This is a genomic window from Acinetobacter terrestris, from assembly GCF_004331155.1.
GTDB lineage: Bacteria > Pseudomonadota > Gammaproteobacteria > Pseudomonadales > Moraxellaceae > Acinetobacter > Acinetobacter terrestris.
In genome coordinates, this window is record NZ_SJNZ01000003.1 from 126,113 (window position 1) to 153,099 (window position 26,987).

19 protein-coding genes and 1 pseudogene are annotated in these 26,987 nt (G+C 40.0%); 5 read left to right on the forward strand and 15 right to left on the reverse strand.

What is annotated here, in order from left to right:
* Nucleotides 1–82 precede the first annotated feature (82 nt).
* Nucleotides 83–649: an LbetaH domain-containing protein gene (locus E0H81_RS02930; RefSeq protein ID WP_378235353.1), complete on the reverse strand. Its 567-nt coding sequence runs from the start codon at nt 647–649 to the stop codon at nt 83–85.
* On the opposite strand from E0H81_RS02930, the pseudogene E0H81_RS02935 reads away from it, so the two are divergent.
* Nucleotides 587–862: pseudogene (locus E0H81_RS02935) on the forward strand (flotillin domain-containing protein); the annotation flags it as partial. The gene E0H81_RS02930 and the pseudogene E0H81_RS02935 sit on opposite strands and share 63 nt — an antisense overlap.
* 627 nt (nt 863–1,489) lie before the next feature.
* A complete protein-coding gene (gene pgaB, locus E0H81_RS02940) occupies nt 1,490–2,716 on the forward strand; it encodes a poly-beta-1,6-N-acetyl-D-glucosamine N-deacetylase PgaB (protein WP_131316401.1) in 1,227 nt (408 codons plus the stop codon).
* Here pgaB (E0H81_RS02940) and pgaD read toward each other — a convergent pair.
* The 13 genes from pgaD to sdhC form a co-directional block, all read right to left on the reverse strand.
* A complete protein-coding gene (pgaD, locus tag E0H81_RS02945; protein ID WP_131316404.1) occupies nt 2,682–3,188 on the reverse strand; it encodes a poly-beta-1,6-N-acetyl-D-glucosamine biosynthesis protein PgaD in 507 nt (168 codons plus the stop codon). The genes pgaB (E0H81_RS02940) and pgaD overlap by 35 nt on opposite strands.
* A complete protein-coding gene (gene pgaC / locus E0H81_RS02950) occupies nt 3,181–4,452 on the reverse strand; it encodes a poly-beta-1,6-N-acetyl-D-glucosamine synthase (protein WP_131316406.1) in 1,272 nt (423 codons plus the stop codon). Before pgaC ends, pgaD begins: the two co-directional genes overlap by 8 nt.
* On the reverse strand, nt 4,449–6,305 hold the full coding sequence (gene pgaB, locus E0H81_RS02955) for a poly-beta-1,6-N-acetyl-D-glucosamine N-deacetylase PgaB (protein WP_131316408.1): 1,857 nt from the start codon (nt 6,303–6,305) through the stop codon (nt 4,449–4,451). The genes pgaC and pgaB (E0H81_RS02955) overlap by 4 nt, the downstream gene beginning before the upstream one ends.
* Nucleotides 6,305–8,791 (reverse strand): poly-beta-1,6 N-acetyl-D-glucosamine export porin PgaA, encoded by a 2,487-nt coding sequence (gene pgaA / locus E0H81_RS02960; protein ID WP_131316411.1) that lies wholly within the window; start codon nt 8,789–8,791, stop codon nt 6,305–6,307. Before pgaA ends, pgaB (E0H81_RS02955) begins: the two co-directional genes overlap by 1 nt.
* Before the next feature lie 362 nt (nt 8,792–9,153).
* Nucleotides 9,154–10,044, reverse strand: a complete 891-nt coding sequence (sucD, locus tag E0H81_RS02965; protein ID WP_131316413.1) for a succinate--CoA ligase subunit alpha — start codon at nt 10,042–10,044, stop codon at nt 9,154–9,156.
* A gap of 13 nt (nt 10,045–10,057) precedes the next feature.
* Complete coding sequence (gene sucC / locus E0H81_RS02970; protein ID WP_131316415.1) at nt 10,058–11,224, reverse strand: ADP-forming succinate--CoA ligase subunit beta; 1,167 nt, start codon at nt 11,222–11,224, stop codon at nt 10,058–10,060.
* Between the two features lie 172 nt (nt 11,225–11,396).
* A complete protein-coding gene (gene lpdA, locus E0H81_RS02975; protein ID WP_131316417.1) occupies nt 11,397–12,830 on the reverse strand; it encodes a dihydrolipoyl dehydrogenase in 1,434 nt (477 codons plus the stop codon).
* Nucleotides 12,831–12,890: 60 nt separating this feature from the next.
* Nucleotides 12,891–14,108 carry a 2-oxoglutarate dehydrogenase complex dihydrolipoyllysine-residue succinyltransferase gene (odhB, locus tag E0H81_RS02980; RefSeq protein ID WP_131316419.1) on the reverse strand — a complete coding sequence of 406 codons (1,218 nt, stop codon included), beginning with the start codon at nt 14,106–14,108 and terminating at the stop codon, nt 12,891–12,893.
* A complete protein-coding gene (locus E0H81_RS02985; RefSeq protein WP_131316421.1) occupies nt 14,108–16,948 on the reverse strand; it encodes a 2-oxoglutarate dehydrogenase E1 component in 2,841 nt (946 codons plus the stop codon). Before E0H81_RS02985 ends, odhB begins: the two co-directional genes overlap by 1 nt.
* Before the next feature lie 830 nt (nt 16,949–17,778).
* On the reverse strand, nt 17,779–18,489 hold the full coding sequence (locus tag E0H81_RS02990) for a succinate dehydrogenase iron-sulfur subunit (RefSeq protein WP_131266828.1): 711 nt from the start codon (nt 18,487–18,489) through the stop codon (nt 17,779–17,781).
* A 14-nt stretch (nt 18,490–18,503) separates the two neighbouring features.
* A complete protein-coding gene (locus E0H81_RS02995; RefSeq protein WP_067863311.1) occupies nt 18,504–20,402 on the reverse strand; it encodes an FAD-binding protein in 1,899 nt (632 codons plus the stop codon).
* A gap of 12 nt (nt 20,403–20,414) precedes the next feature.
* Nucleotides 20,415–20,780: a succinate dehydrogenase, hydrophobic membrane anchor protein gene (gene sdhD / locus E0H81_RS03000; protein WP_131266831.1), complete on the reverse strand. Its 366-nt coding sequence runs from the start codon at nt 20,778–20,780 to the stop codon at nt 20,415–20,417.
* Complete coding sequence (gene sdhC / locus E0H81_RS03005) at nt 20,780–21,178, reverse strand: succinate dehydrogenase, cytochrome b556 subunit (RefSeq protein WP_165492581.1); 399 nt, start codon at nt 21,176–21,178, stop codon at nt 20,780–20,782. The genes sdhD and sdhC overlap by 1 nt, the downstream gene beginning before the upstream one ends.
* Nucleotides 21,179–22,208: 1,030 nt before the next feature.
* On the opposite strand from sdhC, the gene gltA reads away from it, so the two are divergent.
* Nucleotides 22,209–23,486: a citrate synthase gene (gene gltA / locus E0H81_RS03010; RefSeq protein ID WP_131266836.1), complete on the forward strand. Its 1,278-nt coding sequence runs from the start codon at nt 22,209–22,211 to the stop codon at nt 23,484–23,486.
* A 123-nt stretch (nt 23,487–23,609) separates the two neighbouring features.
* Here the strand turns inward: gltA and E0H81_RS03015 are convergent, their stop codons facing one another.
* On the reverse strand, nt 23,610–24,095 hold the full coding sequence (locus E0H81_RS03015) for a type IV secretion protein Rhs (protein ID WP_131316423.1): 486 nt from the start codon (nt 24,093–24,095) through the stop codon (nt 23,610–23,612).
* A gap of 246 nt (nt 24,096–24,341) precedes the next feature.
* On the opposite strand from E0H81_RS03015, the gene E0H81_RS03020 reads away from it, so the two are divergent.
* Nucleotides 24,342–25,967, forward strand: a complete 1,626-nt coding sequence (locus tag E0H81_RS03020) for an NAD+ synthase (protein ID WP_131266840.1) — start codon at nt 24,342–24,344, stop codon at nt 25,965–25,967.
* Nucleotides 25,960–26,985, forward strand: coding sequence for a hypothetical protein (locus E0H81_RS03025; RefSeq protein WP_244926489.1), 1,026 nt, complete (start codon nt 25,960–25,962; stop codon nt 26,983–26,985). Before E0H81_RS03020 ends, E0H81_RS03025 begins: the two co-directional genes overlap by 8 nt.
* Nucleotides 26,986–26,987: the final 2 nt, after the last annotated feature.

A 26,987-nucleotide genomic window follows, 5' to 3' on the forward strand; every position in this document is an offset into this window, starting at 1 on the left:
ACCTTATACCCAGGTTGTCAGTTAATCCGGGCAGCTTGACAAAATATCTCTGTTGAAATGTTGTTTTCGCTGCTCTTAAAAATCAACTGTTAGGCTTGATGACATGTTCCGCATTGAAGTGTTGATATGTGAGCCGATCTGCTGAATCTTCCGACAATGGTAAAATTTCGTGCATGGAAGACAAACAGCGCTGTGTCAATTCAATATATTGCTCGGTACCTTTAGTTTTCCAGGCAATTTCCTTTGCATCCAAGCTACGGATTACCTTGGCGGGACTACCGAGTGCCAGTGAATTTTCAGGAATCTTGGCTTTGGCTTTTACTGTGCTATTGGCACCAATAATGGTATTTTCACCAATTTCTGCTTCATCCAGAATGACACTGTTCATTCCAACTAAAACATTTTTCCCAATGATGCAACCATGTAAAATTGCGCCATGTCCAATATGACCATATTCTTCCACTAAGGTCACACTATCTGGAAAACCATGAATGGTGCATGAGTCTTGAACATTGGCATTTTTGTGAATACGAATTCCACCAAAATCGGCTCTTAAGGCCGCGAAAGGACCAACATAGACTCCGGGCCTGAGATTATCCGTGAAAGCGTTAAACCGATGGAAAATATTGATGATATTAAAATTCTGCAATTCAATGGTCTAGGTGGGATTGGGGGTAGCAGTGCATCAGGTGAAGGTTACTCAGATCAAGGGCAAATTGCCTTGTCTGATCAAGTGGTGAACAGCGCCTTACGTTATCGCACTCAAGCCCCGCTCATTGATAGCCTGATGAATGAATTGGGTATTCAAGGTGGAGATATTAATGGTTTAACGCAGTTTAAAGTCTCAAGTGACTTCATCTAAATAAGTGTTCAAAATCCAAAAAATGCAGTCTAAGTCGGCTGCATTTTTCTTCTCAATTCGAATAAATTTTATACAATTTATCTGCATAAACTCACTTGAGTTAAGTCTGTAAAACGCTACATTATCTTTTAATCTTAAATATATAGAGCATAATGATGTCTCACTCTATTTACTTCGCCTCACACTTTAAAAAATACCAAGGCTGTATTGGTATATTAAGATTCAACAACTGAACACCGCGTTAAGAGCATAATTTGCATGTGTCCCATTCGTGGGTATTAATAGTAGTTCTACTCCCACCCTATTCTTCTATTTTTTTAGAGTGATTTTCGAAAGTCATTGTGAAATTGACGGATTTTGGAAGCGATTAATTGTGATTCTACACTGATGGATTAAATCAATATCTATGGAGTAATTATTAGGGCTAGCGACCAGACCTATATGATTTTAGCTGGCATATAATTTAAAAATTATATTCAAATAAAAAAGTTTCGATTCAAAATTTGGACCAATTTTAATGACTTTGATCAACCAAAATCTAATAACAATATAGTCACAACTGGTTTCTGATTTTTTAAAACAATAATGGACTATACAGTGAATAATCAGCTAAAAATGAGTATAAAAATGAGAAATTTAAGAAAATTATATAAAAAAATTTTTACCCCTTGCCTTTATATAAGTTTAGGCGGCCTGCCTTTCTCTGCAAACGCTGCAGAGTTAACTCAAATTAAACATCATCCCATTGATGAAATAGTTCAGCAGAATACCGTCAAAAAACCCATTCCATCTGCAAAGAAAATCACCAAAATTGATCAGATGCGGATTATGCATATCGATATCGACTACGTATATGACAAAGACAAAAAACAGCAACAAGTAAATATTCAAGCTTTAATAGCACGAATTCAACAGATCCAACCCAATACTATTTTCTTACAGGCTTTTGCAGATCCAGATGCGAATGGGTCGGCAGATCAAGTTTATTTTAAAAACCGTCACATCCCATTAAGAGACAATCTTTTTCCACTATTAGTAAAGCAGATTCGGAACAAGACTCGCGTGAAACATATATATGCTTGGCTGCCTTTAATGGCTTGGGAATTTCCCAAGAGTTACCAGATTCCTTATATTTCACATAGTGAGGGCGGAAAACAAGGCTATATTCGGGTTTCTCCATTTGATCAAAAAAACCTTAAATACGTTTCTGAAATTTTTTTAGACTTTATGAAATCCAATTCAGTCGATGGGGTTCTTTATCATGATGATATCACTATGAGTGATTATGAAGATATCTCTACTCCTGCCTTAAGCATGTACCAATCTTGGGGATTTAATCCAGATCAAGTATCACAACTGCCTAAATATCCCAAACAATCCCAATTGGCTCAATTAAAGACTGCTTATCTGGACCAGTTTGCAGAAGGTATAACCAAAATTATTAAGCAGCAACAGCCGAACATTCTCACCGCTCGAAATATGTATGCACCGGTAGTCTTAAATCCAATCAGCGAAAACTGGTTTAGTCAGTCAATGCCAAGTACTTATCAACACTATGACTATAATGCCATCATGGCGATGCCTTATATGGAAGAAGCAAATGATCACCAGCAATTCTATTTAGACTTAATTCAACAGTCAAAAAAATACGATCCAGAATTGGATCGTACTATTTTTGAACTGCAAGCCGTAAATTGGAAAAACAATCAGAAACTTTCAACCCAGGAAATAATTGAAACTATGCAGTTTTTAGAAAAACACGGGGTAAAACACATTGGTTATTACCCCGATGATTTTGTCACTGAACATCCTCAACCAGCTAAGCTGAAATCCGCTTTTTCAACTGATGATTAATCCCAATAAATTCTAAATTTCCTTGGTTGTCATAATAAAGGGTTAGGTTCTTTGCCTGCTGCATATTTAAAATATCTGTTTTATTGACTTTAAAACTTGAGGCAAGTTGCTGTTCACCTATAGCTAAAGGAGTACTACGGCGTTCACGGTTATAAAAGCGAATCCAGTTGTAAGTTGCCCAAAGCAGCAGCGCACCAGTAAAGATAGCAATCATAATGATCATATTCATTAGACTTAACTGGCTATCGGGTGCGGCCTGTATCACCATTTGCTGATAAATTGTTTTGCCTTCAACCCACCAAAAGAACATTGTCAGCACTGGCATAAACAACCACATAAAAATAAACCACCCCGCAATTTGCAAGCTGTAACCCATGCTCTTATTTCGCACATATTCTGGTCTGTCAATATATTCAGGAATTTCTAACTTCGACTCATCTTCAATAAGATAATATTTATTTACATTAGTCATTTTCCGCTTCTCCTCTAAATCCACGGTCTGGACTGATCCATCGCGCACGTTTTTGAGTTTTGAAAATTGTTTTAGGTAATGCAACGACCGTAGTCAGCATAGTGAGAATCCAGAAGAACAAAGGATACCAAATGACCCAAAAATAGTTCCTGAAGATTCGGTCTTTATCGTAGGGTTTATCAATACACAAACTGACAAAGAATTGAACAAGACAAGTCATTCCTAGAATGACCCCATACCATTGAGGAAAGAGAGATTGAATTGCCCACTCGCCTGGTAAAGAGAAAAACAGACCATATAAATACAAAAGAATAATACCGAACATCACATATGCCCACACCACGCTGATAATGGATTCCAGTGCGATTGGCCACATCCGGCGCAAATTCCATTTAAATAATTTATGGAAATAAGCCCCGAGTACTTCAATTCCACCTTGTGACCAACGTAAGCGTTGTTTCCATAGACCCTTCAAGGTTTCTGGCATATAGATATAACAGAGTGCTTTGGGCACATACTGCAGATCCCAGTGATCGAACTGCAAACGCCATGACACATCGATATCCTCTGTAATCATGTCATCACGCCAATAACCAATGCGGTCTAGGGCAGTTTTACGAAAACCTGCAATCGCCCCCGACACGGTAAAAATACGGCCATAGGTTCGTTGTGCCCGTTTGATCAATCCAATAATGGAGGAGAATTCACCCACTTGAATTTTACCGAGGATACTAGAACGGTTCACAATACGGGGATTGCCTGTTACAGCACCAATTCTCGGGAATCGGGTTAAATGGTGCATCATCCATAACACAGCATGCGGATGTAACAAGGCATCGCCATCAATACAAACCAGATATTCATTTTGACTAACCATCGCACCTGCGCGTAATGCATACGCTTTACCCTGGTTCTCGGCCAAATGCACGACTCTCAGTTGTGGGTATTGCTGTAAAAGTCTATCTAGAATTTCAGCAGTTTTATCTTGACTGCCATCATTCACTGCAATCACTTCAAAATCTGGATACTGCGATTGCATTGCAAATTTAATCGTTTCTCGAATCTGTCCTTCTTCATTAAAGCAAGGAATAATAATACTGCAGGCATGTTCACTCGGTTTTGGTAATTCTGGTTGTTTAAACTCGTGCTTTAAATAAAACCATATGCCACCTACTATCCAAATCCATGCCATAAATAAGGGATAGAAAAAAGCAAAGCCAAAATAAAAATCACTGATTTGAAGTAAACTTAAGCCTTCCATCATTTCGCCCCCTTCGCAGTGTTATTTTCATAAGGATTACGATAAGTTAAAGGACTACTATTGGTGCTGAGTTCCTGATAGAGATGTTCCTGAATCTGCTGTCCAGTTTCCAAGTGATAATTGTTAATACCAATTTTTTGTATGGCTGATTTTTTTAAAGTTTGATAATACTGCTGATATTCTTTCCACTCACCTTTTTTGGCATTTTGATTCACTGTGAAACTAAAAATTAAACGCTGCTTTTGTGCATCACTCAACTGTTGCAATTGTTTTTGCACAGCCTTAAATATTTCAGGATATTTAACCGGATCAAATTCAATATAGAGTAAATCACTCGCAGTTAAGCTCTGTTCAATTAATGGTTTTAACCCATCTACATGTTTATCTGTCAAACTCATTTTTAAAGCAGTTTGATAATTATAACTAATGTTTGTGTGATATTTGCTCTTTACTTTAGTACGTTCTTTAATTTCAAGAACTTTCTTCACTTTCTGGGTACAGGCAGCATCCCAAGTCTTATTTTTTAACGCACATACGAATTCATCACCTGTTTCTAACATTAAGCCTTTAATTGAAGAGTTATTTTTGGCTAATTCAACTGTTAATTCCGCAAGATTTATTCCCTGTTTTGTCTCCAAACTAATCGGCAATTCAACATATACACTATTATCAATACGCGTACGTGCCTGCCACACTGTACGATTCAACAAATCTTGGCGCATTCCCAATTGGCGATTAGGGAAATAGGCAGCATCAATTTTTCCATCACCATTCTCATCGGCTACGACTTTTAATAAAATGGTATCGGTTTTCAACGCATTAACTTGATCTAAAAACTGTCCGAGTTTTTGATTAAAAACTTGATTATTTGGACTCACCATTTCAGTTAAATCGAAACGGATAATATTGCGCTTTTTTTTGTATTCATCACGGGCAAAAGTCAAAAAATTTACCATTTCCGCATGCAATATTTCAGGGGTTGGATTGCCCATTACAAGAGCACGTTGATAAGTTGCTCCAGAATCAGCAAGGGTCGACATGCTGCCTAAGCTAAATGACATGGGAAACCCAGCTTTTGCTGCAAGTAATTCACTTTCTTTAGTCACAGCACCATAGGGCCAGAATATGGCCATGGTATTTATTCCTAGCTCAGTGTCTAAAGTTCCCTTAGATTTTTTTAAATCTGATATTATCCGTTTCTGATAGGCTTGATCTGATTCATAACGTTGATATTTAGGCAAATATTGGCGTGTAATTGCAGCAGGTTGCATATTTTTTTGTGGATTAGCAAGTATCCCTTTATGCAAATTGTCTGAGTGTGAAGCAAATTCGGCTAAACCTGATTGTTGCATTTCACGCATTTGATCCCAGTTCATCAGATTATTTTTACCATAAGCTTCATAAGCATCTTTGGTATTACCATTAATCCAGCTCGTTGGAATGGCAAATACTGCAGGGAAATTATATTGTTTCAATAAAGGGAAAACCCGCGTGTAACTACTTAATGCACCATCATCAAATGTTAATAATACTGATTTTTCAGGTAAACTTTTTTTCTTTTGACGCGCATTCCAAACATCTTGCAAACGAATGGGATGCCATCCCTCTTGCTCAAGCCATGCAAAATAACGTCCTAAATTTCTAGTACTAATTGCATAAATATCTCGATCACCAACTTGGGCAACATCATCTCGCACATCGTGAAAAGTCACAGTGACAAATAATTTATCAGCTACTTCATTTGTGGTTTTAGTCACATTTGTTGTTTTAGTTACATTCTGAGCAAAACTTTCAGCTGGAATAACCAGAGCAGTCATCATTACAACAGAAAGTAAAGTTTTTATAACTTGTTTCATTAAAAAATTCCTTTAAAGCCCACTGTTGCATAAGTTTTTTCTTCATCTTCACCATCGTAAGGATGTGTACCCCACCCTATTCCATAGTTCAAACTCCATGTTCTAGAGAATTGCCAATCATGCTGATAGAACACGTTATAAATTGGCTTTGAAGAAACTCCATCTTGTCCAAAAGTGCCAATCATTGCTTCAAAATGTTGTGTGAAATCCTTCTCATATTTGCGCCAAGTCGTCCAGTCATGCAGTAGAGTAAGTTCGGCGCTATAACTTTCTTCAGGATTGAAATAATCTACCCTCACATCATCGTTTTGACCGTAATACCCTGCTAAAGTCAAACTGGTAATATGATGGGGCGCCTGAAAAATCTGTTGTCTGAAGAATGCCATAATCTCCTGGCGCATATTGTCATCATCAATATCAGTCAGTTGATACATTACATTTGCTTCACGAGATTCATGCTGCCGCCAATGGACATCAAAAGTATATGACTGACCTTCATTTCCATTTTTAATGGCTTGTAATGGAATATCTGCCTGACTATTAAATCCTAAGCCATACTGCCAATGATCGTTTAGCCATTGCGACCAGCTCACCTGTACCCCAAAACGATCTTGATCTTGTTCATTATTTATACTTTGAGACAACATGATATTGGCATTTTTACGTCGAGACTCCCATTCAAGTCCAAGACCTATGCGTTGATCATCAATTTTGCCCGTATCATATTCAGCTGAACGAATACTATGATCGACATAGCTGCGGAAATTATCAAAAAACCACGGGCTATTAATCCGGGTTAAGTGATCCTGTTCGCGATTCCCTTTCAAGCGGTTAAGCAAAGCTGAGTTATCAGAATCACTTTCTGAAAAAGTACTTTGATGTTGAATAGATGCATGATTACGATCTTCGAGTTCTTTTTTACTTTTTATTAATCCCGTATCTTCAGGCATTGTTTGCATAAGATAAGCATTTTGGGTACGCCATTGCTGGATATCCCCTAAGGCTTGCATATTCTCTAAATGACTAATTTGCATCCCATTATCTACAGGCTCTATCCCATCCCACTGAGCTAATATCCATTCTGAGCTTTGTGGCTTTTCACGCAAGCGTTGAACAAATGCACGATTATTTTGATAAACCACATTATTAGGTGCTTTAGCAACCAAGTTTTCAAAGTAATTTTCCGCTTTAGCATATTCATTTCGATATACATAATTAAGACCGACTAGTGACAAATATTCACTGCGATCATCATGTGGCACTTTATCTACTCCTTTTGCATTGCTATAACGAAAAGTAGGCAATAATTTGTCCATATCTAATAATAATTGTTGCGCTTCCTTAAATTTTTCCTGTTCAATTAAGGAATAATACAAGCTTGAGTAGAGCCTAAAACTTGGATAGTTTTTTTCTTGCAACAAATTTTTATAGAGCTTTTCAGCTACTTTGGGTTGTTCAGTATTTAAATATGCATCTGCAATCGATTGGCGCACATAAGGTGGCATTTGCTCGATAGGTAAGCCAATTTTTGGTATTTGTTCAAGCAATTTTTTGGAACTATTTTTCGCATTTAATGCATAAATATATTCATAGTAAAATTGTCGCTTTATGCTAGGATTATTTGGCAACTGGGATTCATACTTCTCCATATCTGCAATGACTTGATCAAGTTTTTGATAAGGTTGGTTAGTTCCAAGATCTTGATAAGTATATAATTTAGAATATTGTTCAGCATTTTGAATACGCTGAGTAAATTCGCTAATTTTGGCATTTGCTCTAAGTAGAGGTTGTCTTTTGAGTATTTCATTATTTTGGAGATACTTTTCAGCCCGAGCATAATCAGCATTTGCCATAAGTGCCAATCCATACTGTTCCTGTGTATTGCTATCCGGATTTTTTTCAAAGGCTAGGCTGGCTGCATTTAATGCCTCAACCGGCATATCTAACATTCGATATGCATAAGAGAGCTGCGCTAAATAATCCGAGTCAATATAGTTGATATCAAGCGAAGAGAATGTTTTTTTCGATTCAAGCGTTTTTCCAGCTTCTGCTTGCAACACACCTGTCCACACCACCCACTTTTGATTTTGATCGGTCTGAGCGAATTTTTTTGCCCATTGTTCTGCCAATTCAAATTTTCTTAAATCACGCAATGCTTTAAGGACATCAATCTTTGCATATTCCGGAAATTGTTTATTTTGTATCCCAGCAAGATACTTAATATCTTGCTCAGTAAATTTTTGATGTTCATATGACATCACTACAAAATCAGCAATCAGTTTCTGATTGTTGGGTTGGAGACGCAATAATTGTCTGAGTTTTTGCAAGCCCGCATCTACTTGTCCTTGCTTAATCAACCCTACTGTTTTTTCACGTTGCGGATCTATAGAGTCCCTATACAATAATTCTGCATGCAAGAATGTAGAAAAAAGTAAAGTTCCACAAGAGAGTGCAAGTAGGTTTAATTTAAAATTTATTTTATTCATTTTCAAAGTATTCACAATTCATTGTTATTAATTATTGCAATGCTATAAACAATACCCTCAAACCTAATCAGATCAAAATTATTTGTGTTTAATTTTGTGTTTTTAGATATTAATGTGATATTTATCACTTTATAATAACCATGAAAAATCTAATATTTATTTATATTTTTCTTATCAGAGCATCTTCTATTCTAATAAATAGCCCGATTTATATTTACTTATCCATCCGATAATTTTTAGATTAAATTTTTCAAATGACTACCAGAGTTAATTTCCAACTGGTCATCATTTATTTTTTATAATTTTAAAATCCAACTCAATAAAAAAGCTCTCTAATGAGAGCTTTTTTATTTTGCTAAAAATTAAGCTAAACCTTTATCCTTCAGCAACTGATACATCGTCGAACCCAATTCTGCTGGACTACGGGTATACGCCATTCCAGCTTTTTCAAAGGCAGCAAATTTTTCTTCTGCTGTGCCTTTACCGCCTGAAATAATCGCACCCGCATGTCCCATACGTTTACCTTTAGGTGCAGTTACACCCGCAATATAACCGACCACAGGCTTGGTCACATTCGATTGAATATATTCCGCAGCCTCTTCTTCTGCTGTTCCGCCAATTTCGCCAATCATAATAATGGCTTCTGTTTGCGGATCTTCCTGGAACAGTTTTAAGCAATCAATCTGGTTCATACCTGGAATTGGATCACCTCCGATTCCGATACAAGTCGACTGGCCCAGGCCAAGCTTAGTGGTTTGCGCCACAGCTTCATAAGTCAAAGTTCCTGAACGTGAAATAATACCAATTTTACCCGGCTGATGAATATGGCCCGGCATAATGCCGATTTTACATTCACCTGGGGTAATAATTCCCGGACAGTTTGGACCAATTAAGCGTGCGTTATTACCATAAGTTTCTAAATAGCGTTTGGCTTTAAGCATATCCAGAGTGGGTACGCCTTCTGTGATCACTACAATTAGCTCAATACCCGAATCAATCGATTCAATAATTGAATCCAATACAAAAGGTGCAGGCACATAAATAGAGGTTGCAGTCGCACCTGTTTCACGTACCGCTTCTTTCATGGTATTAAAAACTGGCAGGCTTAAATGTGTTTGACCGCCTTTACCCGGTGTTACTCCACCAACTACTTTGGTTCCATAAGCAATTGACTGTTCTGAATGAAAAGTTCCGTTTTTACCGGTAAACCCTTGTACCAACACGGTTGTGTCTTTATTTACTAATACGCTCATGATTGATACTCCCTTACGCTTTCACTGCAGCAACAATTTTTTCTGCGGCATCCGCCAGACCATTCGCAGAAATTAATTTCAAACCTGATTCATCGAGTAATTTTGCCCCTAACTCTGAATTGTTGCCTTCTAGGCGAACAACTACAGGCACATTGACATGTACTTCCTGAACCGCTGCAATAATTGCTTCTGCAATCATGTCACAACGTACAATTCCACCAAAGATATTGATCAAGACACCTTGCACAGAAGCATCTGAAAGGATGATTTTAAATGCTTCAATGACCCGGTCTTTGGTTGCACCACCGCCCACATCAAGGAAGTTCGCAGGTTGGCCACCATAGAGTTTAATGATGTCCATGGTTGCCATGGCAAGACCGGCACCATTGACCATACAGCCAATGTTACCTTCAAGTGCAACATAATTCAGATCAAATTCTGAAGCCTTCAATTCACGCTCATTTTCCTGAGATTTATCACGCATTGCTTCAATTTCAGGCAAGCGATACAGTGCATTTGAATCGATGCCCACTTTGGCATCAACACAAAGGATATCGCCATTTTCTCGAACTGAAAGTGGATTAATTTCAAACAGGGCAAAATCATTTTCAATAAATGCCTGATAAGCAGCCGTCATAATTTTGACAAATTGGTTGATTTGTCCATCTTTTAAATTGAGTGCAAATGCGACTTCACGCGCCTGAAACGGCATAAGACCGATCAGTGGGTCAACTTCGACTTTGATAATTTTTTCAGGGGTTTCTTCTGCGACTTTTTCAATTTCGACACCACCTTCTGTGGATGCCATAAAGGTCACGCGGCGACTTGAACGGTCCACCACTGCACCAAGGTACAGTTCACGTTCAACCGGATAGACATCTTCACACACCAGAACACTATTCACCGGCTGCCCATTGGCATCGGTCTGATAGGTCACTAGGCGGGTACCAATAATACCATTTATATATTCGGCAGCTTCATCGCTTGATTTTACGACTTTTACCCCGCCGGCTTTACCCCGCCCCCCAGCATGAACTTGAGCTTTCATTACGGCAAATTTACCGCCAAGTTGCTCAAACGCTGCTACCGCTTCTGCTGCATTCGTGGCAAGTACACCCTCCTGAACAGGCATACCATATTTTTTTAATAACGCTTTTGCTTGATACTCATGTAAATTCATCGAATAACCTTTTATTACTTTTTCGCTTTGTTATGACCCACCAATACCCAGACATCCATCAAAGCAGTATTGGCATTTTTTAAAATCTTTCTTATCTTTATTTTTAGATGATTATTCACTTAAAAACAACCACCAAATGTAAAAAGAGCGGCCGGAGCCGCTCTTTCAAGAATTACTTACGCTTGCGTTGGATCGCGTGAATCGCTCGTCCATCCACTGCCAGTGCAGCTTCATGCACCACTTCAGAGAATGTTGGGTGACCGAAAGTCATCAACTGTAGATCTTCAATTGAAGATACAAATTCAAGTGCAATCATACCCTGGTGAACGATGTCAGACGCAGCAGGTCCAATCACGTGCATACCAAGTAGGCGGTCAGTTTTCGCATCAGCAACAAACTTAACGAAACCAGCACCTTCACCAGCAGCCAAAGCACGACCATTTACAGCAAAACCGAATTGACCAGTTTTAACTTCATGACCTTTTTCAGTCGCTTGCTGTTCAGTTAAACCTACCCAAGCCGCTTCCGGGTGTGTGTAGATAACTGAGATGATTGTGTCGTAGTTCACTTGAGCAGCATGACCGTGAATACGTTCAACTGCCATTACGCCTTCTTCCATTGCTTTATGTGCAAGCATTGGACCACGGACCAAGTCACCAATTGCGTATACACCTTCAACAGAAGTTGCACACCAGTCATTTACTTCAACCAAACCGCGTTCAGTCAATTTAATGCCTGAATCATCAGCCAATAAACCTTCAGCATATGCACGACGACCTACACAAACAATCAATTTATCGAAAGTTTGAGTTTTGTCTTCACCAGCCTGGTTATATTTAACAGTCACTTCACGACCGTTAATTTCAGTACCCGCAACTTTCGCACCGATACGGATATCCATACCTTGCTTAGTCAACAGTTTTTGGAAATCTTTTGCCAAAGCTTTATCAGCCATTGGTAAGAATGCATCCATTGCTTCAAATACAACAACCTCTGCACCCAAACGACGCCATACTGAACCGAGTTCAAGACCGATTACACCGGCACCAATCACACCTAAACGCTTAGGTACTTCTTGGAATTCAAGCGCACCGGTCGAATCAACGATTAAGTCTTGATCTACAGGAGCTACAGGAATATTTACAGGAACAGAACCCGTCGCAAGAATCACATATTTAGGTTCTAAAACTTGAACTTCACCTTCAAATGGCGTGAATTCAACTTTTTTACCCGCAAGTAACTTACCGGTACCTTGTAACCATTCAATGCCATTGCCTTTAAGCAACTGAGCAATACCGCCAGTCAATTGATCTACAACTTTGTCTTTACGACCAAGCATTTTAGAAAGATCAAATTTAACTTCACCTGTGGTAATACCATGGTCATCTAAATGCTGAACGGTATCTTCATAACGATGTGAAGAATCAAGCAAAGCTTTAGAAGGGATACAACCCACGTTTAAGCAAGTACCGCCTAAAGAGGGTTTGCCTTTATGAATACGTTTTTCGATACAAGCAACTTTAAAACCAAGTTGAGCAGCACGAATCGCCGCTTCATAACCACCTGGTCCACCGCCAATTACAACTAAATCAAATTGTTGAGACATTATTCTCTCCAAAAATGGGCTTAGAGGATCGCCCTAAGCCCATGGATTTATTCTTTAGAATTAAAGGTCAAGGATAAGGCGAGCTGGTTCTTCTAACAATTCTTTAATTGCTACAAGGAAACCTACAGCTTCTTTACCATCGATTAAACGGTGGTCATAAGAAAGTGCCAAGTACATCATTGGTAAAATTTCAACTTGACCATTTACAGCCATAGGACGCTCTTGGATTTTGTGCATACCCAAGATTGCAGTTTGTGGCGTGTTCAAGATAGGTGTAGATAGCAATGAACCGAAAGTACCACCATTAGTAATGGTGAATGTACCGCCAGTCATGTCTTCAATACCCAATTTACCGTCACGTGCTTTAGCAGCAAAACCGCGAATGCCGTTTTCAACTTCAGCATAGTTCATGCGGTCTGTATCACGAAGTACAGGAACCACTAAACCACGTTCAGAAGATACTGCAACACCGATGTCATAGTAACCGTGATACACGATATCATCGCCATCAATTGAAGCATTTACCGCTGGGTAGCGTTTAAGTGCTTCAGTTGCCGCTTTAACGAAGAATGACATAAAGCCAAGACGCGCACCATGACGCTTCTCGAATGCATCTTTGTATTGAGCACGCATTTCCATGATTGGTTTCATGTTCACTTCGTTAAACGTAGTCAACATTGCAGTGCTTTGTGTAGCAGCAAGCAGACGTTCAGCAACACGTTTACGTAAACGAGTCATTGGAACACGTTTTTCAATACGTTCGCCAATTGCCACGCTTAAAGGTGCAGCAGCAGGAGCCGCTGGTTTAGCTTGATGGCTTGCAACATCTTCTTTCGTGATGCGGCCACCGCGACCAGTACCCGCAACATCAGCAGCCGCAATACCAGTTTCAGTTAATGCTTTACGTACCGCAGGCGCTTGGTCAGCAACAGGTTGAGCACGTTCAACCACAGGTGCAGCACCCGCTTCAGTTTGAGACGCAGCTTGTTCAACTTGTCCTTCAGACTGAACTGCTTGAGTTTGAGCAGCACCAGAAACAGCACCTTCTTCAAACTGTGCAATCACTTCATTAGAAAGAACAGTTTCGCCTTCACCTTTAATGATGGTTGCGATTGTACCGTCAGCAGGAGCAACAACTTCTAAAACAACTTTATCAGTTTCGATATCGCAGATCACTTCATCACGTGATACAGCTTCACCTGGTTGTTTGTGCCAAGTTGCAATCGTACCGTCTGCAACTGACTCTGGGAATACCGGTGCTTTAATTTCGGTTGCCATTATTTAGAATCTCCTGATTGTTCAGCTACGATCGCCAATGCGTCATTTACTAGCTGAGCTTGTTGTTTTGCATGCAAATATGGTGAACCACAAGCTGGCGCAGCAGAAGCTGGACGGCCTGCGTAACTGATACGGACTTGTTTAGCAGATTTCATCACATCGTCATATAGACGTGGAGCGATGAATAACCAAGCACCTTGGTTTTTCGGCTCTTCTTGAGTCCAGACCACTTCTTTCAGGTTTGGATAAGAAGCAAGTACTTCAGCAATACGTTGTTCTGGGTATGGATACAATTGTTCAATACGAACGATTGCAGTGTTATTTAGGTTTTCTGCACGACGTTTTTCAAGTAAATCGTAGTAAACCTTACCACCACAAAGAACTAAACGAGTTACGTCAGCGTGGTTGATTTGATCTACTTCATCAATCACGGTTTGGAATGTACCGGTCGCAAGCTCATCTAAAGTAGAGGTTGCAAGTTTGTGACGAAGCAATGACTTCGGTGAAGTCACGATCAATGGCTTACGGATTGGACGAACTGCTTGACGACGCAATGCATGGAAAATCTGTGCAGGCGTGGTCGGTGTAATCACTTGCATGTTGTCTTCAGCACATAACTGTAAGAAACGCTCTAAACGTGCAGATGAATGCTCTGGACCCTGACCTTCATAACCGTGTGGAAGCAACATGGTCAAACCACATACACGTTCCCATTTGGTTTCACCTGAAGCGATGAACTGGTCAATTACAACCTGTGCACAGTTCGCGAAGTCACCAAATTGTGCTTCCCAAACAATCAAACCATGCGGAATGGTGGTTGCATAACCATATTCAAACGCAAGCACCGCCATCTCTGACAACAATGAGTCATAAATTGCAGTACGTGGTTGATTTTCTTTCAAGTTACATAATGGAATGTAAGTTGAACCATCCACCTGGTTATGCAATTTTGCATGACGATGCGAGAAAGTACCACGACCCACGTCTTCACCGGTAATACGAACCATGTAGCTTTCATCAAGCAAGGTTGCATAGGCTAAAGTTTCAGCCGCACCCCAGTTTAATGGCATTTCACCGGTTTGCATTTTCAAGCGTTCATCAATCACTTTAGAAACTTGACGTTGCATCACGAAACCTTCAGGAAGCTCGCGCATTTTTGTGCCAAGTTCTTTCAAGCGTTCGATTGGGACAGTGGTATCCCAAACATCTGTATACTCATGACCTAAATAAGGTTTCCAGTCTACAAACATTTTTGTATTTGGCTCGAGCACCAATGCATTGGCAACGTGTTTGCCTGCTTCAAGATCTGAACGGTAATTTTCAACCATTTGATCCGCAGCGGCACGGTCAACCACACCTTCTTTAACCAGTTGATCTGCATAAAGTGCACGTGTAGTGACTTTTTTGTTGATCACTTGATACATCATTGGCTGGGTTGCTGCTGGCTCATCCGCTTCGTTATGACCACGACGACGGTAGCAGAACATGTCAATCACAACGTCTTTACGGAAAGTATGACGGAAGTCATGCGCCAATTGAGTCACGAAAATCACAGCTTCTGGATCATCGCCATTCACATGGAATACCGGCGCCTGAATCATTTTCGCGATATCAGTACAGTATTCTGTAGAACGTGCATCACGTGGATCAGATGTTGTAAAGCCCACCTGGTTATTTACCACGATGTGAACTGTACCACCTACTGTATAACCACGAGTTTGTGACATCTGGAAGGTTTCTTGGTTTACACCTTGACCTGCAAATGCTGCATCACCATGTACAATAATTGGCAATACATCATCACCACCAATGTCTTTACGACGCACTTGACGAGCACGTACAGAACCTTCGACTACAGGTCCAACGATTTCCAAGTGTGATGGGTTGAACGCCAATGCCAAGTGAACTTCGCCACCTGGAGTCATTACGTTAGATGAGAAACCTTGGTGGTATTTAACGTCACCAGAACCTTTTTTATGAATTGATTTACCTTCAAATTCACCAAAAAGATCTGCCGGGTTTTTACCCATAATATTAACTAGAAGGTTGAGACGACCACGGTGTGGCATACCAATCACAACTTCTTTACAACCTACAGAACCTGCACGTTGAATAATTTCATTTACCATCGGGATAAATGATTCACCGCCTTCAACACCAAAGCGTTTAGCACCAACGTATTTGTTACCGAGGAATTTTTCCAGGCCTTCAGCTGCAGTTAAACGCTCAAGAACGTGTTTTTTCTGTTCTGCATTAAAGTTAAATTGACCCTTCGCACCTTCAAGACGTTGTTGAATCCAACGTTTCTCTTTGGTGTCAACAATATGCATGTATTCAGTACCAACAGAACCGCAATAAACGGCTTCCATTGCTTCAACCATTTCACCAAGCGTCGCTTGTGTTTTACCCAGTGCAAGGTTGCCTGTATTAAATACAGTATCAAGATCAGATTTAGTTAAACCGTGCGAAGCAAGATCAAGATCAGGCACGTCTTCACGTTTTGCCAAACCTAATGGATCCAGTTTTGCTTTTTGATGACCACGGTTACGATAGGCAGCAATTAGTTGTAAAACGCCAATTTGACGACGTTCATGCTCAGAACTTACAGAACTTTGAACAACAGGTTGTACGCGGCTTGAATTGCGACCTAATAAAAGGAATTGCTCACGTACATTGCTATGTGGTTGATCACCTTTAGGGAATTTATCGAAATATTCGCGCCAGTCAGCTCCAACAGAGTCTGGTGACGTCAAATAATGTTCATAAAGTTCTTCAATATACGCTGCACTGTCAGCGCTTAGTTCAGTGTCAAGACGCAGTGCGTCAGCAACTTCTTGCATTTGTGGACCCATTTCCTATTGCAAAAACATTTTCAGGATGCTTTTTAAGCGAACCCATGATTAATAATGTCAAATTGGTAACATGACATTAGTCCCCAGCAGGCATAAGCCATGAGGCGTTATCACTACATCAGGAATAACCCAATGTAAATAATGAATCATAACGCCCTTATTGGCATCATCACTCATTTAAATACTCGACCGAAACCGAGCAATTTTTTTGCAAATCGACTTAGAAAAAACAACTACGCGACCTGTTTTTTCTAAAACGATTGTTCTCTAGTTATAAACCTTATACACCTTCTAAAATGTTGAAAAAATGTACATAAACAAGGCTCTTTTTTTAAATATAACGATGTGTCAAATCGTAACATGATATCTCGTTACAATTGATTTTTTTGACACATACCTCTCATAAATTAGCGAAATACATAGTGACTATTTTCATCTAAGCTATGGTGCTTTATTTAATAATTGGATTCAATGTAGACCATAGTCCCAAGCCAACAATTCCAATACAACAAAAGAGAGCGCAACATTTAAATTGGCCCTCTTTATTTAACTCATATCTTAACATTTTAATCTCAACTTTGCAGACTCAAGCTTGAGATTGGCGCTTTAATTATCAATTCGAACAACTTAACTACAATTCAACGAAACCATAATTCAATTTAGCGCCCATTTTAAGCAATTCCACTGCTTTGAATCGACACAAATAGTAAATAGGTTCACCTCCCCCATACATTTTTTGCATGATTCTATCAATCATCCTGATATTCAAAGCATAAAAAAAGCACGCTCTAAAGCGTGCTTTTTTTGACTGATACAGATTAACCTGCTTGGTCTAACAACATGTTGCGAATGTGACCAATCGCTTTAGTTGGATTCAAACCTTTAGGACAAACTGATACGCAGTTCATGATGCCTTTACAACGGAACAAGCTGAATGGGTCGTCAAGACGAGCCAAACGATCTTGAGTTGCAGAATCACGCGAGTCAATAATGAAGCGGTATGCATTCAACAATGCTGAAGGACCCAAGAATTTATCTGGGTTCCACCAGAATGATGGACATGCTGTTGAACAACATGCACAAAGAATACATTCATAAAGACCGTTCAAATGCTCACGTTCTTCTGGAGACTGTAAACGTTCTTTCGCTGGCGCTGGCTGATTGTTAATCAGGAATGGCTGGATTTTATGGAATTGATCGTAGAACTGATTCATGTCTACAATCAAGTCTTTAATCACAGGTAAACCTGGTAAAGGACGGATGGTGATTTCATTTGGTAAATCGTTAAGATTCCACAAACAAGCCAAACCGTTTTTACCGTTGATGTTTACACCATCAGAACCGCAAATACCTTCACGACATGAACGACGGAACGTTAAAGATTCGTCTTGTACTTTCAACGCAAGAAGAGCGTCAAGCAACATACGATGCTTGTCAGTCAACTCAAGTTTAAAAGTTTGCATGTACGGTGCTTTATCCTTGTCAGGATCATAGCGGTAGATATGGAATGTACGGATACCTCTACTCATCTTTATTCTCCTGATTAGAATGTACGTGGTGCTGGTGGAATCGCATCAACCGATACTGGCTTGTAACGGACTGGTTTGTACTCAAGACGATTGTCTGAAGAGAACCACAAAGTATGCTTCATCCATTCATCATCACGACGGCCGTAAGAATAAGTTGGGTGATCTGCTGGCAATTCATAATCAACAACAGTATGTGCACCACGACATTCTTTACGAGCAGCAGCCGAAATTAAGGTTGCTTTAGCAACTTCATACAAGTTTTCAACTTCCAGAGCCTCAACACGTGCAGTGTTAAATACTTTAGATTTGTCTTTTAAATGAATGTTGCGAACACGGGGTTCAATCGCAAGAATTTGCTTCACGCCTTCATCAAGTAATGCTTGAGTACGGAATACCCCGGCATGGTCTTGAACGATATCACGAATTGCATCAGCAACTTCTTGAGCATTTTCACCCGCAGTTGATTCATCCAAGTGACGCATACGCTTTCTTGTATTTTCAAATACAGTGGTCGGAAGCGGTTGATACTCATCACCATGATGTTTAGTCACGTAATCAATGATGTGTTCACCGGCAGCCTTACCAAATACCACCAAGTCAAGCAGTGAGTTGGTACCTAAACGGTTTGCACCATGTACAGACACACAAGAACATTCACCAATTGCATAGAAGCCTTTAACAGGTTTTGTATAGTTACGCTCACCACCATTGCTTGAGTAAACGTCACCACTTTTATCATAACCTGCTTCAAAGTTAGTATCCGCAGCACCTTCAGGAACAACAACTTGTCCATGAATATTCGTTGGAATACCACCCATTTGATAATGGATTGTCGGCACTACAGGAATTGGCTCTTTGGTGATGTCGACGTTTGCAAACTTCTTGCCAATCTCAAAGACAGACGGAAGACGCTTCATGATCGTATCAGCACCCAAGTGTGTCATATCAAGCAAGATATAATCACCTTTAGGACCACAACCACGACCTTCTTTGATTTCCTGGTCCATAGAACGTGATACGAAGTCACGTGGCGCCAAGTCTTTCAAAGTCGGTGCATAACGTTCCATGAACGGTTCGCCGTCTTTATTACGAAGGATTGCACCTTCACCACGACAACCTTCAGTCAACAATACGCCTGCGCCCGCTACACCTGTAGGGTGGAACTGCCAGAATTCCATATCTTGTAGTGGAATACCAGAACGCGCCGCCATACCAAGACCGTCACCAGTATTGATATAAGCGTTTGTAGATGCACGGTAAACACGACCCGCACCACCAGTTGCAAACAATGTCGCTTTTGCTTGGAATACCGCAATATTACCGGTTTCCTGGTCAATTGCAGTTACACCAAGTACGTCGCCAGCTTCGTTACGAATCAGATCAAGTGCGATCCATTCAACAAAGAATTGAGTACCCATTTTCACGTTGCTTTGATAAAGCGTATGAAGCAACGCATGACCTGTACGGTCGGCAGCAGCACATGCACGTGGAACCGGTTTTTCACCATAGTTTGCAGAGTGACCGCCGAATGGACGCTGGTAAATCGTACCATCTGCATTACGGTCGAACGGCATACCCATGTGTTCAAGTTCATAAACAACTTTAGGCGCTTCACGACACATAAACTCGATTGCGTCTTGGTCACCTAACCAGTCCGAACCTTTTACGGTGTCATAGAAGTGGTAGTGCCAGTTATCTTCTTGCATATTACCAAGAGATGCTCCAATACCACCTTGCGCTGCAACAGTGTGCGAACGTGTTGGGAATACTTTAGTCAGCACTGCGACATTCAAACCAGCTTGAGCAAGTTGGTAAGAAGCACGCATACCTGAACCACCACCACCAACGATGACTGCATCAAAAGTGAGGTGTTGAATGTTTGTATAATCTTCTTTAGGGGTTATTGCGCCCATGATATTTTCCTATCAATTCGCCCAAAAAATCTGGATCGCCCAGATTGCATATGCAAATACAGCAATAATGACTGCTGACGTCAACACGAGGCGTAAACCTGAAGCTGAAGGACCCATTTGACGAGTAGTCACATAGTCAGTGAATACCTGCCACATGCCGATCCAAGCGTGTGCGACAAGAGATAAGACTGCCAACAAAGATAAAACCTTCATTGGTAATGTCATCATAAAGCCAAACCATTGTTCGTAGTTAAATCCGCCATTAATGAGGATCCAACCCAATACCACAACAGTATAAACAGCTAATACCACAGCACTGATACGTTGGATAAACCAATCGCGAGAACCTGAACCCGTAAAACCTGTAGCACTTTTCATTAGAGAACAATCCATACAAATGCTGCAACAATACCGATTGCAGACAAGATCAATGAAATAGTAGCTGCTATACGACCACTTTGCAGTTCTTCGGCAATACCGATGTCTGCAAGTAAATGTTTAACACCCGCAATAAAGTGGAATATTAAACCGGCTACAAATACCCATACGATGAAACGCACAATGAAGCTACCGAAGATTGCCTGAACTTGAGCAAAACCTTCAGCCGAAGACAATGATTTGTCTAAAAGCCACAAAAGTACCGGTACGAGTAAAAATACGATGACACCAGAAAGACGGTGTAGAATTGATGCAATAGCCACAGGGGATTTTAAGTTTACTTCTAAAACTTGACCCATGGACAAATTGACAGGTCTGTTGCTTTTCACAGCGGGCATCCTGTAAGTAAAAACTCCATCCGGAGTTTGTTGGAATTAATTCGAAGGAAAGCTAGCATTGTTAGGTATTTGCACTATCCAGCAATACCTAAACTTAAAACGACAGGGAATTATAAAACGTCGACTATTAAAACACAAACAATCACATTTACCTTTTCTGCAAAAAAGCATTAAATAAGAATCATTAACATAAATTATCTGATTAAAGTAGACAAAATAGATCTAAGAAAACATAGCTATATGTTTGGTTTTTATTAATTAAAACATTATTTGATTGATCGCTTTTTGCTTTGATAATTAAATCAATTTATTTAGATTATTTAGACTAAAGATGAACAAATCATCCGAATGTCTCGCTATCTTTTTATATAATGCGTAATTGCAGGAATAGCTCCTGTATTTATTAAATAAATATAAGGTATTTATACAAAAGCACATAGTAGTAACATCATGAAACGAAATAACAACTTAGTCTGTGCATAACTCCATACCCTCTCCTTATCTAGCTCACTATATAGACCAAAAGTTGGCTTTTTATTACCCAATTGATCAATAAATCAGCATTTTAACCGGGGTAAACAAGCTATTTTCTATACAAACGCACGCTTTTTCGCAGATGATTAATCGCTTTTTATTATGAATAAGAAAGCGACACTTTCTTTAAAGCAATATCGGTAAGTTGCGAGAATTATAATAGTTTAGTCAAAAAGAGCATTTATGAAACCTAAACCACCTAGAGTTTTTAAGAATTAGAACTTGCTTACAATTAAAGCAGTAGCATTATTTTTTTCTGCACCTCAGTCACAATTTGACTTATTATAGTGTGTCGGTGCTGCAATTTTCCTCATCATTATGGGATTATTTTTTGACCAAATCCATGTGAAAACGTCATTTTTTATCCATAAGTATAATTGACAAAATTTCAGTACTCACTAATCTTATAGCAAATTTTTGATCCATCTGATTCGCGCATTAAAAGATTAGTACTACGAGTCGGATAAAACATTCACCAGGACAGGAGATCTATTGAATGTCTGAAGCAACTGGCAAAAAAGCCGTTTTACAGCTTGATGGCAAAGAAATTGAATTACCAATTTACAGCGGCACATTGGGCCCAGATGTAATCGACGTTAAAGATGTGTTGACCTCAGGTCACTTTACTTTTGATCCTGGTTTTATGGCAACAGCTGCATGTGAATCTAAAATCACATTCATCGATGGCGGTAAAGGTGTTCTTTTACACCGTGGTTACCCAATCGACCAGTTAGCAACTAAAGCAGACTACTTAGAAACTTGCTACTTATTGTTAAACGGCGAACTTCCAACAGCTGAACAAAAAGTAGAATTTGATGCTAAAGTTCGTAACCATACTATGGTTCACGATCAAGTTAGCCGCTTCTTCAATGGTTTCCGTCGTGATGCTCATCCGATGGCAATCATGGTTGGTGTGGTGGGTGCGCTTTCTGCGTTCTATCACAACAACCTAGACATCGAAAATGTTGATCACCGTGAAATTACAGCAATCCGCCTGATTGCTAAAGTTCCTACGCTTGCAGCTTGGAGCTACAAATACACAGTTGGCCAACCGTTCGTTTACCCACGTAACGATTTGACTTACGCAGAAAACTTCCTGTACATGATGTTTGCTACTCCTGCAGACCGTGATTACAAAGTTGACCCAATTCTTGCGAAAGCAATGGACCGTATCTTTACGCTTCATGCTGACCATGAACAAAATGCGTCTACTTCTACAGTACGTTTAGCTGGTTCTACTGGTGCTAACCCTTACGCATGTATCGCTGCGGGTATTTCTGCACTTTGGGGTCCTGCTCACGGTGGCGCGAACGAAGCTGTTCTTAAGATGCTTGATGAAATCGGCTCTGTAGAAAACGTTGCTGGCTTCATGGAAAAAGTGAAAACTAAAGAAGTTAAACTTATGGGCTTCGGTCACCGAGTTTATAAAAACTTCGATCCACGTGCGAAAGTAATGAAAGAAACTTGTGACGAAGTTCTTGCTGCTCTAGGCATCAACGATCCACAACTTGCTTTGGCTATGGAACTTGAACGTATTGCGTTGTCTGACGAATACTTCATCAAACGTAACCTATACCCTAACGTAGACTTCTACTCAGGTATCATTCTTAAAGCGATTGGTATCCCGACTGAAATGTTTACTGTAATCTTCGCTCTTGCACGTACAGTTGGCTGGATTAGCCACTGGTTAGAAATGCACAGCGGCCCTTACAAAATTGGTCGTCCACGTCAACTTTACACTGGTGAAGTTCAACGTGACATCCAAGGTCGTTAATTCTTTAAGAATTTAATGATTTAAAAAACCGCCTCTTTGGGCGGTTTTTTTATGGCTCAAAAATACTTTCATTATTCAAAATACCCTAATGAACTACCTTGTCGCTTTAAGCTCAGCATAAAATCACGCTTTTTGAGACAAGAATGGAATGCAGTCCTCATAGGCCTGGCACTCTTGACCACGCGATTTTTTAATAAAATAGTCCTGTACCATCTGTGCCTGCTGCTCAATGCCATACTGCAAAAACAGCTTACCCTGCTCCAAGACATAGCGATACTTACGGTCAAATAGCGCTTTACGCACCACAGCCAAACCCTGCTGTATTTGCCAGACATGGGTCAGCTCATGAATTAACCATGACTGCTTGGCCAATGACAGTTTTGAGAAGTCTTCGCTCCAGCTTTGAGGATGGAAATAAATATTGCCATTCGGGCTAATGGCATAATTTTTCATCACCCCACGATGCGCCACAATTCTGATCTTATCCAGCTGCAAATGTGGACCAAAAACAGACTGCGCAAGCTGTCTTTCGCCTTGAGTTAATTTGCGATTTTTAACCTCAAAAAACTGATTCAAAGCATGCAATATAGGTTTCATAAATAATGTCATCTGATCGGGCAATAATCATGCATTTTAGCGTTCTTATTCTCCCATTAATGCTGTAGTTTTTTTGTCTAAATTCGGATTTTTTTTTGTTTTTTTCTCAATAAATGCCGCAATTCGTATATAGTATCGAATTGCTAATTATTGATTAAACATCTATTTGTTTGTCGTCGCGTACACAGCGTTGAACCAATAGCCATAATAAATCATAAGTCTGTGTATATATCCCTATAGGTATAGGATTAAGTTGGAATGAAAAGTTTTAAAATTGCCCTTGCTCAATTCTCTCCGCATACTGGCAATATCGAAGCAAATGCTCAAAAAATGCTTGAACAGGTAAATGAAGCCAAAAAACAAAAAGCTGATTTAATTATCTTCCCTGAGCTTTCAACTGTTGGCTATCCTGCGGAAGATTTATTACTCCGTCCTAGTCTTGCTAAACGTACTCAAACAGCATTTGAGCAACTCAGCCAAGTGAAAGATATTGTGATGGTCTTTGGTTTTGTCAATCAAACTGAAGATGGTCACCGCTATAACGCTGCAGCTGTCATGAAAGATGGTCAAGTACTGGGTATTTATAACAAGCAAAACTTGCCAAACTATGGCGTATTTGATGAAAAACGCTATTTCAGCGAAGGACATCAGCACCTCGTGTTTGAATATTTAGGTCATAAATTTGGCGTTTTGATTTGTGAAGATATTTGGTCTCTCACTACCGTACAGCAATTATCGCAATTGAATATTGAAACTGCTTTAGTCCTCAATGCTTCGCCTTATGAAGTAGGTAAACCGCAACATCGTCTTACCACCATGAGCGAGCTTGCTAAACAGTTGCACATTAATTTGGTGTATGCCAACCAGGTCGGCGGCCAGGATGATCTTATTTTTGACGGCACCAGTTTCGTCATTAACAAAGACGGCAATATTGCTTTACAGGCGCCAAGCTTTAAAGAAGATGTTTATTACGCTGAATATGAAGCTGAACAACAGGCTTATAAAGTTGCAACAGTGACGCCTGTTTTAGACACCATGGCTGAAATTTACCAAGGTCTGGTTCTGGCAACGCGTGACTATATTCAACGCTCTGGCTTTCCTGGTGTGATTTTAGGTTTGTCTGGCGGGATTGACTCGGCATTGACACTTGCAATTGCAGTTGATGCGATTGGTGCAGACAAAGTCCAGGCTGTGATGATGCCGTATACTTATACTGCTCAAATCAGTGTGGAAGATGCCGCTGCACAAGCGAAGAATATGGGTGTAACTTTCGGGATTGCCGAAATTAATCCAATTGTAAACGGCTTCATGCAAACCCTGTATCCATTCTTTGGAGACAGCCCTGCAGATACCACTGAAGAAAATTTACAGGCACGTTCACGTGGCACCCTGTTGATGGCGTTATCGAATAAATTCGGTAATCTGGTATTGTCTACCGGGAACAAATCAGAATTTTCTGTCGGTTACTGTACCCTATATGGCGATATGGTCGGCGGTTATGCCGTTCTCAAAGACGTTTATAAAACCATTGTATTTGAACTGGCTAAATACCGTAACAGCATTTCAGAAACCCCAGTGATTCCTGAACGTGTCATTACCCGCCCACCTTCTGCAGAGCTTCGTCCCGATCAAAAAGACCAAGACTCTTTACCTGCCTATGACATTCTAGATGCAATTCTTTATGCTTATATTGAAGAAGACTGCAGTCAAGATGTCATTATTGCCAAAGGCTTTAAAAAAGAAGTGGTGGAGAAAGTTATTCGTCTGGTGGACCGTAACGAATACAAACGCCGTCAAGCTGCAATTGGTCCACGCATTAGTCCACGCTCATTTGGCCGCGAACGTCGCTATCCGATCGTTAATGGATGGACACCGGGTGCCTAAACAGGACTTTGCTCAACAGTTTGCTCAAGCGCTTATGCTTGAGCAGACTCGCTTTATTAAAAAACAATTATTAGCACAACAAAATAATCCCTATATCGAACAATTTATTCATCATCTTTATACCCATTCAGATCAAGTTTCATTAAAACAGTGTATTCAACTTGAATCCTTACAAGATGTGGTGCAAAAATACGCATTTGAATTGAATTTAGGCGCGGAAATTCTAGAATTTATTGGGATGGCTGCTCAAAAAATCCATCATCTTGCCCTCAATAGCCAGACTCAAATTAGTGAGCTGCTGTCAGATGAATCTTTTGAATTGTGGCTGTATAAGATCCTTGAATTAGACCAGTTACGTCATTACATCCATAGCAATTTACTGCATGACCCTCAAGTGCAGCATGTCAGTTTGCAACTCGCCAATCAAATCCTTGAAAGCAATACCCCTTGGCTTGACCACCTGCGTAAACTCAATACTCATGAATATGGTCTAGGTTCTAAAATACTCAGCTTTATTCAAGATCAACAACAAAATATTGAACTCAAACTTGAACAACAGCTGGCTCAAGCTCTAGTTAAACAACTGGGCAACATCATTTTATTGCCCAATGAAGAACTGGCCGATATCAGCCTGCATTTATGGGATGATATTAAGCAGCGAACGCTGAAAGAAACCTTTTCTCAATTCCAGGCGATCGACTTTGAAGAGTTTTTCATCCTGGTTTATGAAACATGGCGACAGTTGCGACAAGGCGAATATTTACAACAGCTGATTTTGGATGTGGTCGCCGTTTTTTATGATTATTTTGCCGACTATAGCCTACAAGAATTATTGCAGTCTGTTGGGCTAGATGAAGATGATTTGCATCAGGAAGCGCTGCGTTTCTTGCCGCATACCATTCAGGCGCTAGAACAACAAGGCTTGTTAGACGGGATTCTAAAGCAACTGATCTCGCCTTTTTATCTAAGCGACACCACACATCAATTTATTGAGCAGTATATTCAAGATAATTTGTAATT